Source organism: Pseudoflavonifractor sp. MCC625 (assembly GCF_018784545.1).
GTDB classification, from domain to species: domain Bacteria; phylum Bacillota; class Clostridia; order Oscillospirales; family Oscillospiraceae; genus Pseudoflavonifractor_A; species Pseudoflavonifractor_A gallinarum.
This window is the reverse complement of sequence record NZ_WQOJ01000005.1, coordinates 237,451-251,835: the sequence shown is the minus strand read 5'-3', so window position 1 is coordinate 251,835 and position 14,385 is coordinate 237,451. Positions and strand designations below refer to the sequence as shown.

Genomic DNA, 14,385 nt, shown 5'->3' with positions numbered 1-14,385 from the left:
GGAAAGGGGGGAGGCCGTTGACAGTGGTCTACATAGACGAGCTGTTCCTGCTCAATCTGACGGTCAACTATCTGCTCCTGCTCTCGGCGGGCAAGCTGGCGGGGGAACGGCTGCGCCGCCTCTGGCTGGGGGCCGGGGCCGCGCTGGGCGGGCTCTATGCCGCCGCGGTGTGCTTTCCGGGGATGGGATTTCTGCTCCATCCCCTCTGCAAGCTGGCGGTGGGGGTGGCCATGCTCCTGCTGGCCTACGGGCGCAGTCCCCGCCTGCTGCGGGTGAGCTTGGTCTTCTTCGGCGTGTCGGCCGCCTTTGGGGGCGGCGTGTTCGCCATCGCGCTGCTGGGCGGGCGGGGGCTCACCCTGAAAAACGGGATCTTTTACTCCGGGATGGACCTGCGGCTCATCCTGCTCTCGGCGGCCGGGTGCTATACGCTTTTGACCCTGGTCTTCCGGCGGGGGGCGGTCCACACGCCCCGGGAGCTGCGCACTGCCGTGGTGCGGCTGGGGGAGCGGACGGTATCCCTGGTCACGCTGGTGGACACCGGCCACACCCTCACCGATCCGGTGAGCGGGCGGATGGTGCTGGTGGCGGAGGGGCGGAAGCTGGAGGACCTCTTTCCGCCCGGGAGCGGCCCCGATTCCTGGGCCCTCACCCACCCGGTGGAGGGGATGGAGAAGCTGAGCCAGGGCGCGCTGGGACGCCGCCTGCGCCTGCTGCCCTACCGGGCGGTGGGGGTGGAGTGCGGCTTTCTCCTGGCGGTCCGGGCTGACTCGGTCCGGGTGGGGGGAGAGGAGCTGGGCGACCTGCTGGTGGCCCTCTCGCCCACGCCGGTATCCGACGGAGGAAACTGCACCGCGCTCATCGGCGCGCTGTAAATCAGACCCGGTGAGGACCGGGAGGAGGAGAAAGGGTATGAATCTGCGCCTGCGCATCTACACGGGGATACAGCGGCTCCTGACGAGGCTTGGCCTGTCGCTGCCGGGAAAGGTCATGTACATCGGCGGCAGCGACACGCTGCCCGCCCCGCTTCCCCGGGAGGAGGAGGCGGAGCTCATCCAGCGGCTGGAGGAGGGGGACGAGTGGGCGAAAAAGCGCCTGATCGAGCACAACCTGCGCCTGGTGGTCTACATCGCCCGTCGATTTGAGAACACCGGCGTGGGGCTGGAGGACCTGATCTCCATCGGGACCATCGGACTCATCAAGGCCGTGTCCACCTACAAGCCGGCCAAGAACATCAAGCTGGCCACCTATGCCTCCCGGTGCATTGAGAATGAGATCCTCATGCACCTGCGCAAGACCTCCAATCAGAAGACCGAGGTCTCCTTTGACGAGCCCCTCAACACCGACTGGGACGGCAACGAGCTGCTCCTCTCCGACGTGCTGGGGACCGAGAGCGACCTGGTCATGCGCCCCATCGAGGAGGATGTGGACCGGCAGCTCCTCTTCGACGCCCTGGAGAAGCTGGAGCCCCGGGAGCGGGAGATCATCACCCTGCGCTTCGGGCTCAGCGGCGGAGCGGAGCAGACCCAAAAAGAGGTGGCCGACCGGCTGGGGATCTCCCAGTCCTACATCTCCCGGCTGGAGAAGCGGATCATCTCCCGCCTCAAGCGGGAGATCCTGCGGATGATCTGAACGACAATTTTTTTGAAAAAAGTGTCAAAATTACCTTTCTGTTTGGAGAAAATATGGTATAATAATACTATACCGGAGGAGATCCGGAACACGACCGAAACAGGGAGGTGCCTTTTATGAAACAGGTCGTCATTTCTATCAGCCGCCAATACGGTTCCGGCGGACGCATCATCGCCCGGAGACTGTCGGAAGCGCTGGAGGTTCCATACTATGACAAGGAGATCATTCAGGCGGTGGCCGAGCGGACCGGTCTGACGGAGAACTACATCCGCCAGGCGGAGACCCGCCCCACCGGCAGCTTTATGTTCGATCTGTACAATATGACGCAGATGCTGCCCCTGCCCGATCAGGTGTTCATCGCCCAGTCCAAGATCATCAAGGAGGCGGCCCAGAAGGGCCCCTGTGTCATCGTGGGCCGCTGCTCCGACTACATCCTGGACGAGTTCCCCAACTGCCTGCGGGTCTTTGTGATGGCCCCGCTGGAGGAGCGGGCCCGCCGCGCCCGGGAGGAGTACGGGGTGGAGAGCGTCCATATCGAAAACTACGTGACCCGGCAGGACCGCTACCGCGCCTCCTACTACAACCATTTTGTGGGGAAAAAGTGGGGCGATATGAACAACTACGATCTGTGCATCAACAGCCGCATCGGCATTGAGGAGTCGGTGAAGGCCATTCAGGCCGCCGCGCTGGCCATGGATGAGAACGGCAAATAAAAGAGCTGAGACGGCCCGGAGACCCCCATCTCCGGGCCGTTTTTCGGGTTCCGGACCGGGGGCGGGGGGAGGAATTTGCTTTCCGCACGAAGAAAGGCGTTTTTTATCTTGCGAACTGGGCCGCGGTGGGCTATACTGAAAGCAATGGTTCAAAATATCGTTCAAAGGACAGGTGAATCAAATGGAACAGGCAAAGGTACATGAACTGGCAGTCACCGCTGCAAAAGGGCGCCTGCTGGGCATGGATATGGTCCATACGGCGGCTTCCGGCCACATCGGCGGCGCGCTGTCCGCGATGGACATCCTGACGGTGCTCTATTTTCACGAGATGAAGGTGGACCCCAAGGAGCCCAAGTCCCCCGATCGGGACCGCTTCGTGCTCTCCAAGGGCCACTGCACGCCCGCGCTCTACTCCGTGCTGGCGCTGCGGGGATTCTTCCCCGTGGAGGAGCTCAAGCTCTTCCGCTCCATTGAGGGCCATCTCTCCGGCCATCCCGACATGGTGCACGTCCCCGGCGTGGACATGTCCACCGGCTCCCTGGGACAGGGCCTCTCCACCGCGGTGGGCATGGCTCTGGCCGGCAAGCTGGACAAGAAGGACTACCGGGTCTATGCCGTCCTGGGCGACGGTGAGGTGGCTGAGGGCCAGATCTGGGAGGCTGCCATGGCCGCGGCCAAGTACCATCTGTCCAACCTCTGCGCCTTCGTGGATGTGAACGGCCTTCAGATCGACGGCAAGACCGCCGACGTCATGCCCACCGAGCCTCTGGATCAGAAGTTTGCCGCCTTCAACTGGAACGTGCTCCAGGTGGACGGCCACGACTATGCGGCCATCGCCGACGCGCTGGAGCAGGCCCGCGCCTGCACCGACAAGCCCACCGTCATCCTGGCCCGCACGGTCAAGGGCAAGGGCGTCTCCTTCATGGAGAACGACGCCGGCTGGCATGGCAAGGCTCCCAACGACGAGCAGTATGAGAAGGCCCATGCCGAGCTGGAAGCCAAGCTGAACGAACTGGAGGGGAAGTAAACCATGGCTGATAAGATCGCAACCCGCGCCGCCTTCGGCGAGGCTATCGTAGAACTGGCGGAGCAGTATCCCGAGCTGGTGGTGCTGGACGCCGACCTCTCGGGCGCCACCATGACCAAGAATTTTTCCAAGGCCTATCCGGAGCGCTTTTTCAACATGGGCATCGCCGAGAGCAACATGGTCGGCGTGGCCGCCGGCCTTGCCACCTGCGGCAAGAAGCCCTTTGCCGCCACCTTCGCCATGTTTGCCGCCGGCCGCGCCTTTGAGCAGGTGCGCAACTCCGTGGCCTACCCCCACCTGAATGTGAAGGTGGTGGGCTCCCACGGCGGTCTGAGCGTGGGCGAGGACGGCGCCACCCATCAGTGCTGCGAGGACTTCGCCACCATGCGCTCCATTCCCGGCATGCTGGTGTGCTGCCCCTGCGACGGCCACGAGATGAAGCTGGCAGTCAAGGCCCTGCTGGACTATGAGGGCCCCGCCTACCTGCGTCTGGGCCGCCTGGCGGTGGAGACCGTCACCGACACCATCCCCGGCTACACCTTCGAGCTGGGCAAGGGCACCACCCTGAAGGACGGCAGCGATGTGACCATCGTGGCCACCGGCATGATGGTGCAGATGGCCCTGAAGGCCGCCGAGATGCTCCAGGCTGACGGCATCGACGCCCGGGTCATCGACATGCACACCATCAAGCCCCTGGACGAGGAGCTGCTGCTCCGCGCCGCCCGGGAGACCGGCGCCATCGTGACCACCGAGGAGCACAACATCCTGGGCGGTCTGGGCGAGGCCGTGGCTGGTTATCTCTCCGGCGTGTGCCCCGTGCCCGTGGTGCGCCACGGCGTCAACGACGTGTTCGGCCGCTCCGGCAAGGCTCCCCTGGTGCTGGAGCACTACGGTCTCACCCCCGAGGGGATCGCGACCCAGGCCCGCGCCGCGGTGGCTCTGAAGAAGTAAATGTTCCGTCTCATTGCCACCGATATGGACGGCACCCTCCTGGAGCGGGACCATGTGACCATCTCGCCCCGCAGCTGCGCGGCCCTGCGCGCGGCGTCGGAGCGGGGGGTGCACATCGTCCTGGCCAGCGGGCGGCCCTGGTGCTTCGTGCGGGACAGCGTGGAGAAGCTGGGGTGCGTGGACTACACCATCCTCTGCAACGGGACGAGCACCCGGGCCGTGGCGGAGGATGTCTGGCTGGACCGGAACGGTCTGGAGGAGCCGGTCTGGCGACGTCTCTTCGGGATGCTGCGCCGGGCGGGCGTGCCCTTCCTGACCTACTCGGACGGGGAGGCCTATCTGGAGCGGGCCGTGCTGGCCGAGATGGGGCAGCATTTCTGCCTGTCGCCGGAATTTCAGCGCACCGCCGAGCGGGTGATCACCCTGGTGGACTCCCTGGAGGAGACCCTGGCCGGACGGCGGGTGGAGAAGATCGACAACTTCTTCGTCCCCGAGGCCGTCCGCGCCCCGCTGCGGGAGGAGCTTGCCTCCATTCCGGGGCTCTATGTGACCTCCGGATTGTCCCATAACCTGGAGATCAGCTCGGCGGGCGCCGACAAGGGCCGGGCCCTGGCGCAGCTGTGTGCCCACCTGGGCATCGCCCGGGAGGAGGTCATGGCCTTCGGGGACGGCGGAAACGATGTGGAGATGCTCCGCTGGGCGGGGTACTCCTTTGCCATGGAAAACGGGATGGACTGTGCCCGGGAAGCGGCCGGTCAGATCGCCCCCTCCAATCAGGAGGACGGCGTGGGCCGGATGGTGGAGCGCTATGTGCTCCACCCAGAGGCGTAACGGACAGGGGTTCATCCCACAAGAAGCGGTTTCGGGTCACGGATGGGCTGCCCCGGCTTGCGGGGCGGCATGCAAAGCGTACCAAGGAACGATACGGCGGCGCGGTCTCGAAATGGGACCGCGCCGCTTTTTGTGTCTTGCTCCGGGAGCAGCCGGAAGCAGAAGGGAGAATGTTTATGAATTGTGTGATTTTGGACGGGTACACCCTCAATCCGGGCGATCTGGACTGGGCCCCTCTGGAGCGGTTTGGAACGCTGACGGTCTATGACCGCACGCCGCCGGAGCTGGTGGCCGAGCGCATCGGGGAGGCCCAGGTGGCCATGACCAACAAGACCGTTCTGGACCGCGCGGTGCTGGAGGCCTGCCCCAACCTGCGCTATATCAGCGTCCTGGCCACCGGGTACAACGTGGTGGACCTGGAGGCGGCCCGGGAGCGGGGGATCGTCGTGACCAACATCCCGGCGTACAGCACCCATGCGGTGGCCCAGCACGTCTTTGCGCTGCTGCTGGAGCTCACCAACCACGTGGGTCTGCACAGCGAGAGCGTCAAGGCGGGGAACTGGGCCCGGATCGAGGATTTCTGCTACTGGGAGAAGCCCATGATGGAGCTGGAGGGCAAGACCTTCGGCATCGTGGGCTATGGCCGGATCGGCCAGGCGGTGGCCCGTCTCGCCCTGGCCTTCGGGATGGAGGTGCTGGTCTCCTCCTCCCACACGATCGAGGAGGTGCCCGGACTGCACGCCGCCGCTCTGGAGGAGGTCCTGCGCCGCTCGGATATCCTCTCCCTCCACTGCCCCCTGACCGAGGAGCGCAGGGGCTTCCTCAACCGCGCGCGCCTGGCCGCCATGAAGCGGGGCGTTCTGATTCTCAACACCGCCCGGGGGCCGCTCATCGACGGGCCCGCCCTCTATGAGGCCCTCTGCTCCGGACAGGTGGGGGGCGCGGCCCTGGATGTGCTGTGTGAGGAGCCGCCCCGCTCGGGAGACCTCCTTATCGGCGCGCCCAACTGCATCATCACGCCCCACCTGGCCTGGGGTCCCCGGGAGACCCGGGTGCGCCTGATGGAGATCGCGGCGCACAATCTGGAGTGCTTCCTGGCCGGCACGCCGGTGAACGTGGTGAATCCCTGAGAAGCGGGACGCCCTAGACCCGGAAGGGCAAGAAAATCGCAAGAATTTCAGCCCACCCAAGGGGAAGAGAATATGGTACAATAGGCAGGACACAAGTGCGGAGAGCACGGCCGGAGGGGAGTGTGCGCCATGGAGCAGATACCGTCATCGCCGCAGGAGCGATTGCGCCGCTATGCGCGGGAGGACGTGGAGACCCTTTACCGGGAGCTCCGGGTGACCCCCGCGGGGCTGAGCCGGGAGCAGATCCCCCGGATGCGGGAGAAGTACGGAGAAAACCGGATCGGGTACCGCACGGAGGAGGGGCCGGGAGCGCGGCTCCGCCGGGCGTTCATCACCCCCTTCAGCGTGATCCTGCTGGTGCTGGCGGCGGTGTCCTTTGTTACCGACGTCTGGCTGGATTCCAATTTCAGCCGGAACGGGACCACGGTGGCCCTCATCCTCCTGATGCTGGTGGCCGGAGGGGCCGTCCGGCTCCTCCAGGAGCGGAGAGCGAGCTCGGCGGCCGACCGGCTGATCGGAGAGCGCGCCATCACCGTCTCGGTCCGGCGGGGAGGACAGGTGCTGCGCATTCCGGCGGAGGAGCTGGTGGTGGGGGACGTGTTGCTCCTCTCCACCGGAGACCGGGTCCCGGCCGACCTGCGCCTGACCGGCGTGCACGGCCTCTTTGTCTCCCAGTCGCTGCTGACCGGGGAGAGCACTGTCCTGGAAAAGACGGTATCCCCCCTTCCGCCGGGGGGCTCGGCGGCCCTGAGCGCGTGCTCCAATCTGGCCTTTACCGGCAGCAGCGTCCTCAGCGGCAGTGGCGAGGGCGTGGTCCTGGCCGTGGGTCCCCACACCGTATACGGGAGCTACCTCCGGGAGCTGCAGGAGACCAGACGGAGCTTTGACCAGGGAGCCAACTCCATCGCCTGGGTGCTGATCCGCTTCATGGCCACCCTGGTGCCGGTGGTCTTTGTGATCTCGGCCCTGACCAGAGGGGACTGGGGGACCTCCTTTCTCTTTGCCCTCTCGGTGGCGGTGGGGCTCACCCCCGAGATGCTCCCCGTGGTGATCAACGCCTGCCTGGCCAGGGGGAGCGCCGCCATGGGGCGGAAGCAGACCATCGTCAAGAACATCAACGCCATGCAGAGCTTTGGCAGCATGGATGTGCTGTGCGTGGACAAGACCGGCACCCTGACCGGGGACGAGATCCATCTGGAGTACTACGTGGACATCCTGGGGGAGGAGAGCGGCACGGTGCTGGACTGCGCCTATCTGAACAGCCTCTGCCACGGGGGGCCCTCCAACCATCTGGACCGGGCTATCCTGGCCTGCTCCGGCATGCCGGGCCGGGAGGCGCATTTTCAGGCGCTGGGGCAGCGGGTGCGGAAATGGGATGAGCTCCCCTTTGACTACACCCGGAAATGCGCCAGCGTCCTCCTCTCCGACGGGGAGGGGGAGCCCTTTTTGATCACCAAGGGGGCGGTGGAGCAGGTCTATGCCCGCTGCCGCCGGGTCTTCCACCGGGGAGAGACCGTGGAGATCGACCCGTCCGATGCCGGAGGGGTCCACGCCGTGGTGGACGAGATGCTGGAGGACGGCATGAAGGTGCTGGCCGTGGCCGGGCGCAGGCTGCCCGGAAAGCAAAAACTCTGTCCGGAGGACGAGCGGGAGCTGACGCTGCTGGGGTATCTGGTCTTTTTTGACGCGCCCAAGCGCTCGGCCGCCCAGGCGCTGGGCCGCCTGCGGGAGCTCCATGTCCGGGTCAAGGTGCTCACCGGGGACCACCGGAGCGTGGCCGGTTCGGTGTGCCGGCGTCTGGGCATCCCGGCGGAGCAGATCCTGACCGGAGAGGCGCTGATGGCCCTGACGGAGGATGCGCGCATCACGGCGGTGGAGCAGACGGACGTCTTTGCCGAGCTGACGCCGGGGCAGAAATCGGAGCTGATCCGCCTCCTGCGGGAGAACGGACACACCGTGGGCTTCCTGGGGGACGGGATGAACGACCTGGCCGCCATGACCAGTGCCGACGTGGGCATCTCCGTGGACACGGCCGCGCCGGCCGCCAAGGAGGCCGCCGACGTCATCCTCCTGAAAAAAGACCTCAACGTGCTGGAACAGGGCATCCTGGAGGGGCGCAGGGCCTTTGCCAACATGAGCAAGTATATCCACATCACGGCCTCGTCCAATTTCGGGAACATCTTCTCCATCGTGCTGGCCAGCGCCTTCCTGCCCTTCCTGCCCATGACCTCCATCCAGCTGCTGCTCCTCAATCTGCTCTATGATCTGCTATGCATGACCCTCCCCTGGGACCGGGTGGACGGGGAGGACTGCGGCAGGCCCAGCATCTGGTCGGGCCATACCCTGGGGCGGTTCATGCGGTTTTTCGGACCGGTGAGCTCTCTGTTCGACCTGCTGACCTTCGCCTTTTTGTACTGGGTCCTCTGTCCCTCCCTGCTGGGGGGCGGATACGCCGCCCTGTCCGGGGCCATGCAGGAGCAGTATGCCATGCTGTTCCACACCGGGTGGTTTCTGGAGTCCATGTGGACCCAGGTGCTCATTCTGCACATGCTCCGCACCCGGCACATCCCCTTTGTCCAGAGCCGGGCGTCCGGCGTGGTGTGGCTGGTGACCTCCGGGGGACTGCTGGCGCTGACGGCGGTGGTGTATACACCGGCGGCGGCCTGGCTGGGGCTGACCCCGCTGCCGGGGGTCTATTTCCTGTTCCTGGCCGGGATGGTGCTGTGCTATATGCTGCTGGTCACACTGGCCAAGCGATACTATCTCAGGCGGTATCATACGCTGTGGTGAGACATCCATTCCATGTGTGGGAGAAAGGGGAGGAGACCGCGTGAAAAAAATCTATTTTGCCTCCCTGGACTCCGCCGTCCTCCAATGGCTCCGGCAGGCGCTGGAGCGCGGGGCCCCCGATACACCGGGGGGAAGAGAGCTGCGCCGGGGGATCGAGAGCCTGGGGACGGGGGCCTCCGACGCCCTGATGCTCGAGGTGGGCGGTGCGGCCGGGGAGACAGAGGCCGACGGGATGACCTGCGGAGACCTGGTCATATCCCCCCGGAGCAGACGGGTGCTCCGGGCCGGGAAGGAGATCGCCCTGACCCCCAAGGAGTTCGACATCCTGTATTTTCTGGCTCAGAACCGGGGGACCGTTTTTACCAAGGAGCAGATCTACCAGGCGGTGTGGGAGGAGGACTATTACACCACCGACAGCAACATTATGGCCTTCATCCGCAAGCTGCGGAAAAAGATCGAGCCCAATCCGGACGCGCCCGAGTATATCCTCACCATCTGGGGGATCGGGTACAAATTCAATGACGACCTGTGAGCGGACGCGCAGCGCCTGCTCTGGAAAAACGGGCTGCCGCACAAGAAAGTGCGGCAGCCCGTTTCTTGCGTAAAGGCAAGAGAATCGCAAGGATTTGAACATAGGATCTGGGGGAGAAAAAAGCTATACTATAACCTGCGCCCGGGGAAACGGGCAAGTTGAATGACATCAGGAGGTGGTTTTGATGGATGCCGGCCCACTTTTATGCCGGAAAACTGAGGGGAAGGCCGCCAAAACCACCCCTTGCGGAGGTGTGTGCGGCGGCTGGATGCCCGAGAAAAAGGAGGATCAAGCCCCATGCATCGCAAGAAACAGCAGAACGTCCCGGCCCGCAGCGCAGCCGCCTCTGCCGCCCGGGAGAAGAACCACGAGGCACTGACCTTTGCCGCCACCAGCGGCATCAAGACCGTACTGGAGCGGTGGGACACCGCCATGGGCGGACTGGAAGAGCACGCGGTGCTCCTGCACCGGAACCTCTATGGGCGCAATCAGGTGACCCATGAGAAGAAGAAGTCCCTGGCCGCTCGGGTGGCGGGCTCTTTCATCAACCCTTTCACGGCCATTCTCTTCTGTCTGGCCGTGGTGTCCATGTTTACCGACATCCTCATCCCGCTGTATCAGCACCAGCCGGAGGAGGTGGCCCCCCTGACGGTGATCATCATTCTGACCATGGTCTTTCTGTCCGGGACCCTGCGCTTCGTGCAGGAGTCCCGCTCGGGGAACGCGGCCGAGCGGCTGCTGGCCATGATCACCACCACCTGCACGGTGACCCGCCGGGAGCAGGGGACGGGCGAGATCCCCCTGGAAGAGGTGGTGGCGGGGGACATCATCCATCTCTCCGCGGGGGACATGGTCCCGGCGGATGTGCGCATCCTGGCGGCCAAGGACTTGTTCATCAGCCAGGCCGCCCTGACCGGGGAGAGTGACCCGGTGGAGAAGACGCCGGAGAGCTGCGCCGATGCGGATGTGCCGGTGACCGACCTTCCCAACATCGCCTTCCTGGGGAGCAATGTCATCAGCGGAAGCGCCACCGCCGTGGCCCTGGCCGTGGGGGACGACACCCTCTTTGGCTCCATGGCGGTCTCGGTAGCCGGAGAGGCGGTGGAGACCAACTTCACCAAGGGGGTCAACGCGGTCTCCTGGGTCCTGATCCGCTTCATGCTGGTTATGGTCCCGGTGGTCTTCTTCATCAATGGCCTGACCAAGGGAGACTGGCTGGAGGCCTTCCTGTTTGCCATCTCGGTGGCGGTGGGATTGACCCCTGAGATGCTCCCCATGATCGTGACCACCTGCCTGGCCAAGGGGGCGGTCTCCATGTCCAAGGAAAAGACCATCGTGAAAAACCTCAACTCCATCCAGAACTTCGGGGCCATGGATGTGCTCTGCACCGATAAGACCGGGACGCTGACCCAGGACAAGGTGGTGCTGGAATACCACATGGACGTGTCCGGGAAGGAGGACGCCAGAGTGCTGCGCCACGCCTATCTGAACAGCTATTTCCAGACGGGCTACCGCAACCTGATGGACGTGGCCATCATCGAGCGCACCGAGGAGGAAGAGGCCTCCCAGCCCCAGCTGGTCAACCTGTCCCAGCGGTACCGCAAGGTGGATGAGATCCCCTTTGACTTCACCCGCCGCCGCCTCTCCGTGGTGGTGGAGGATCTGAGCGGAAAGCGCCAGATGATCACCAAGGGCGCGGTGGAGGAGATGTGCGCCGTCTGCGCCTGGACCGAGTACCGGGGGGAGATCCGCCCCCTCACCGAGGAGACCCGCCGGGAGATCCTGGAGACCGTGGACCGCCTGAACGAGGACGGGATGCGGGTCATCGCCCTGGCCCAGAAGATGGTGGAGCGGGTGGATACCTACCACGCCGAGGAGGAGCGGGACATGGTCCTCATGGGCTACCTGGCCTTCCTGGACCCGCCCAAGGAGTCCACCGCCCAGGCCATCCGGGCCCTCAAGGACCACGGCGTGACCACCAAGATCCTGACCGGGGACAACGAGCGGGTGACCCGCTGCATCTGCAAGCAGGTGGGCCTGCGAGGCAGCAAGATGCTGCTGGGCTCCGATGTGGAGCGGATGAGCGACGAGGCCCTGGTCCGGGCGGCCGAGCACACTGACATCTTCGCCAAGCTCTCCCCCGACCAGAAGGCCCGGGTGGTCTCCGCCCTGCGGCAGGGGGGCCACACGGTGGGCTTCCTGGGCGACGGCATCAACGACGCGGCCGCCATGAAGGCAGCGGACATCGGCATCTCGGTGGATACGGCGGTAGACATCGCCAAGGAGTCGGCCGACATCATCCTGCTGGAAAAGGACCTGATGGTGCTGGAGCGGGGGATCGTGGAGGGCCGCAAGACCTACGCCAACATGATCAAATACATCAAGATGACGGCCTCCTCCAACTTCGGGAACATGTTTTCCGTGCTGGCGGCCTCGGCCCTGCTGCCCTTCCTGCCTATGGAGAGCATCCATCTGATCCTGCTCAACCTGATCTATGACCTGAGCTGCACCGCCATCCCCTGGGACAATGTGGACGAGGAGTTCATCGCTCAGCCCCGCAAGTGGGACGCCTCCAGCATCGGGAAGTTCATGCTGTGGATCGGGCCCACCAGCTCCATCTTTGACTGGACCACTTACGCCTTTTTGTACTTTGTCTTCTGTCCGCTCTTTGTCTCCCACGGGATTCTGTACAACGACCTCCCCGCCTATTACAGCGGCGCGGAGCTGGCCGGGATGCAGCAGACCTATGCCGCCATGTTCCACGCCGGCTGGTTCGTGGAGTCCATGTGGAGCCAGACCCTGGTCATCCACATGATCCGCACCCCCAAGCTGCCCTTCCTCCAGAGCCGGGCCTCCGCCGGGGTGACGCTGCTGACCTTTACCGGGATCGCGGTGCTGACCGTGATTCCCTTTACGAAGCTGGGTACCCTGCTGGGTCTGGTGGCCCTTCCGGCGGCGTACTTTGCCTATCTGATCCCCTGCATCGTGCTCTATATGATGCTGGCCACCAGCCTGAAAAAAGCCTATGTGCGCCATTACGGCGAGCTGCTGTGAAAAAGGAGGAAGCGCTATGACCATCCACTGGACAAAGCTCTGGCTCGACCTGTTCGGGACCACCGAGTGGGCAGGCATCAACCTGGGCTTCTGGGCCGCCATGGCGGCCACGGCCCTGGTGGTGATCGGCATGAACCTGCTGTTCTGGACCAGAAAAAAGAAGGAAGATTAAAAGAATGCGCCTGCCGCAAGATTGCGGCAGGCGCATGTTTGCGGGCAGAAGGGGAAGATTTCCTTGCCTTTCCTGGATGGGTGGGATATAATAACACTTCACCTGTCAGAAAGGACGACTGCTATGAGACGCAAGCTCCCCATCTATGCCATCTGCTTTGTCAATTTGATTTATCTGGCCCCCTCGGTGGCGGTCAGCGGACTGCTGAGCGCCTTTCCAGGGGTGCCCGAGCCGGTGCTCCAGCTCCTGCTGACCCTGCCCAACCTGATGGGCATTGCGGGGATCCTGGGTGTGCCGCTGCTGACCCGCTTCTTTGCCCGCAAGCACCTGGCCGTGGCCGGACTCTCCATCTACCTGTTCAGCGGCGCGCTGAGCTATGTGGGGCGGGCCTGCCTGCCGGTGCTGCTGGTGGGGAGTGCCATGATGGGCATTGCCTACGGCATGGGCTCCACCCTCTATCCGCTCCTGGTGAGCATGTACTACGAGGGGGAGGAGCGCCGCCGGATCATGGGGGCCACCGCCGGGATCATGCAGCTGGGACGCATCGCGGTGGTGCTGGCCGGAGGAGTGCTGGCCGACCTGCACTGGTACAATGTGTACCTCCTCTTCGCTCTGAATCTGATTCCCCTGGTGCTGACCATCCGCCTGCTGCCCACCGATGCGGTGGAAGGGCGGCGCGAGGGACAGCCGGGCGGCGGATGCGAGGGGTGGAACGTCCCCGCCATCCTGCGCCTGAGTGTCATCGGCTTTGTCTTTGCGGTGTGTTACTATGTGAATGTGACCCAGGCCTCCCTCTACATCGAGGGGTACGGGCTGGGGACCGCCCAGCTCACGGGGATCGTGACGGCGGTGGCCTCGGTGCTCTCGGGGCTGCTGGCCTTTGTGTTCGGCCCCATCTACCGTCGGACGGGGCGGTATACCTTTGCCTGGGCCCTTGGGATCATGGGCGGGGGCTACCTGCTGGCCGGGCTCCAGATCGGCCTGCTCCCGGCGGTCCTGGCGGTGTGCGCCCCGGCGGCGGGGATCGCCCTCTTCAACCCCTGCCTGATGCTGGAGCTCACCGAGACCGCCCCCCAGAAGACCCTGCCGGGGGCCACCGCGCTGGTGCTCACGGTGCTGAACGTGGGCTATTTTCTCTCTCCCTACCTGGTGGGGGCCTTTGTGCCCCTCTTCCCGGGGGAGGGGGCCGCGGCACAGTTTCTGGCCGGGGGCGGACTCTGCCTGTGTGCGGTGGTGCTGTGCGCGGTAGGGGAGCTGCGTCGGAGCGCCAGAGTGGTCAAGTGACCGAAACCGATTGATTTGACGCCTCGCAGAGTTCCGCCGTCCGTAGATGGCGGAAGAAGGTGAAATCGTTTTTTTCCGGCGGCGTGTACGTCGGAAAAAACACTTCTCAGGCCGCAAGTGTGCGAGCGTAAAGCGAGTGCATGCGGCGGCCTGCATCCCCTCTCAAAAATGCTTGCATTTTTGAGAAGCGTGTCGAAATTTTCGACACGTTGAGACTCCCCCCGGTGTGCCCAGCACCGGGGGGAGTCTGCTTCTGTCGTTTGCTGCTTGGA

12 protein-coding genes are annotated in these 14,385 nt (G+C 64.6%); all 12 read left to right on the top strand.

Annotation, left to right across the window (positions count from 1 at the left end; translation table 11 throughout):
* Positions 1 to 23: 23 nt before the first annotated feature.
* The 12 genes from GPK94_RS01705 to GPK94_RS01650 all read left to right on the top strand — a co-directional run bounded on the left by GPK94_RS01705 (position 24) and on the right by GPK94_RS01650 (position 14,113).
* Complete coding sequence (locus tag GPK94_RS01705; RefSeq protein WP_346727969.1) at positions 24 to 872, top strand: sigma-E processing peptidase SpoIIGA; 849 nt, start codon at positions 24 to 26, stop codon at positions 870 to 872.
* A gap of 37 nt (positions 873 to 909) precedes the next feature.
* Positions 910 to 1,629 carry an RNA polymerase sporulation sigma factor SigE gene (gene sigE, locus GPK94_RS01700; RefSeq protein ID WP_101692731.1) on the top strand — a complete coding sequence of 240 codons (720 nt, stop codon included), beginning with the start codon at positions 910 to 912 and terminating at the stop codon, positions 1,627 to 1,629.
* 116 nt (positions 1,630 to 1,745) lie between these two features.
* Complete coding sequence (locus GPK94_RS01695) at positions 1,746 to 2,342, top strand: cytidylate kinase-like family protein (protein WP_101692732.1); 597 nt, start codon at positions 1,746 to 1,748, stop codon at positions 2,340 to 2,342.
* 181 nt (positions 2,343 to 2,523) lie between these two features.
* Complete coding sequence (locus GPK94_RS01690) at positions 2,524 to 3,369, top strand: transketolase (RefSeq protein WP_101692733.1); 846 nt, start codon at positions 2,524 to 2,526, stop codon at positions 3,367 to 3,369.
* Positions 3,370 to 3,372: 3 nt separating this feature from the next.
* Positions 3,373 to 4,320 carry a transketolase family protein gene (locus GPK94_RS01685; protein ID WP_101692734.1) on the top strand — a complete coding sequence of 316 codons (948 nt, stop codon included), beginning with the start codon at positions 3,373 to 3,375 and terminating at the stop codon, positions 4,318 to 4,320.
* Positions 4,321 to 5,151 (top strand): Cof-type HAD-IIB family hydrolase, encoded by an 831-nt coding sequence (locus GPK94_RS01680; protein ID WP_215654110.1) that lies wholly within the window; start codon positions 4,321 to 4,323, stop codon positions 5,149 to 5,151.
* 176 nt (positions 5,152 to 5,327) lie between these two features.
* Positions 5,328 to 6,281, top strand: coding sequence for a D-2-hydroxyacid dehydrogenase (locus GPK94_RS01675; protein ID WP_215654108.1), 954 nt, complete (start codon positions 5,328 to 5,330; stop codon positions 6,279 to 6,281).
* Between the two features lie 129 nt (positions 6,282 to 6,410).
* Positions 6,411 to 9,071: a magnesium-translocating P-type ATPase gene (mgtA, locus tag GPK94_RS01670; protein WP_215654106.1), complete on the top strand. Its 2,661-nt coding sequence runs from the start codon at positions 6,411 to 6,413 to the stop codon at positions 9,069 to 9,071.
* 40 nt (positions 9,072 to 9,111) lie between these two features.
* The gene (locus tag GPK94_RS01665; RefSeq protein ID WP_193538045.1) at positions 9,112 to 9,603 is read left to right on the top strand and encodes a winged helix-turn-helix domain-containing protein; all 492 of its coding nucleotides are present in this window, start codon (positions 9,112 to 9,114) and stop codon (positions 9,601 to 9,603) included.
* A 297-nt stretch (positions 9,604 to 9,900) separates the two neighbouring features.
* Complete coding sequence (mgtA, locus tag GPK94_RS01660; protein ID WP_215654104.1) at positions 9,901 to 12,657, top strand: magnesium-translocating P-type ATPase; 2,757 nt, start codon at positions 9,901 to 9,903, stop codon at positions 12,655 to 12,657.
* Between the two features lie 16 nt (positions 12,658 to 12,673).
* Entirely contained in the window at positions 12,674 to 12,829 is a 156-nt protein-coding gene (locus GPK94_RS01655; RefSeq protein ID WP_180956920.1) for a hypothetical protein, read from the top strand.
* A 123-nt stretch (positions 12,830 to 12,952) separates the two neighbouring features.
* Positions 12,953 to 14,113 carry an MFS transporter gene (locus tag GPK94_RS01650; RefSeq protein ID WP_215654102.1) on the top strand — a complete coding sequence of 387 codons (1,161 nt, stop codon included), beginning with the start codon at positions 12,953 to 12,955 and terminating at the stop codon, positions 14,111 to 14,113.
* Positions 14,114 to 14,385: the final 272 nt, after the last annotated feature.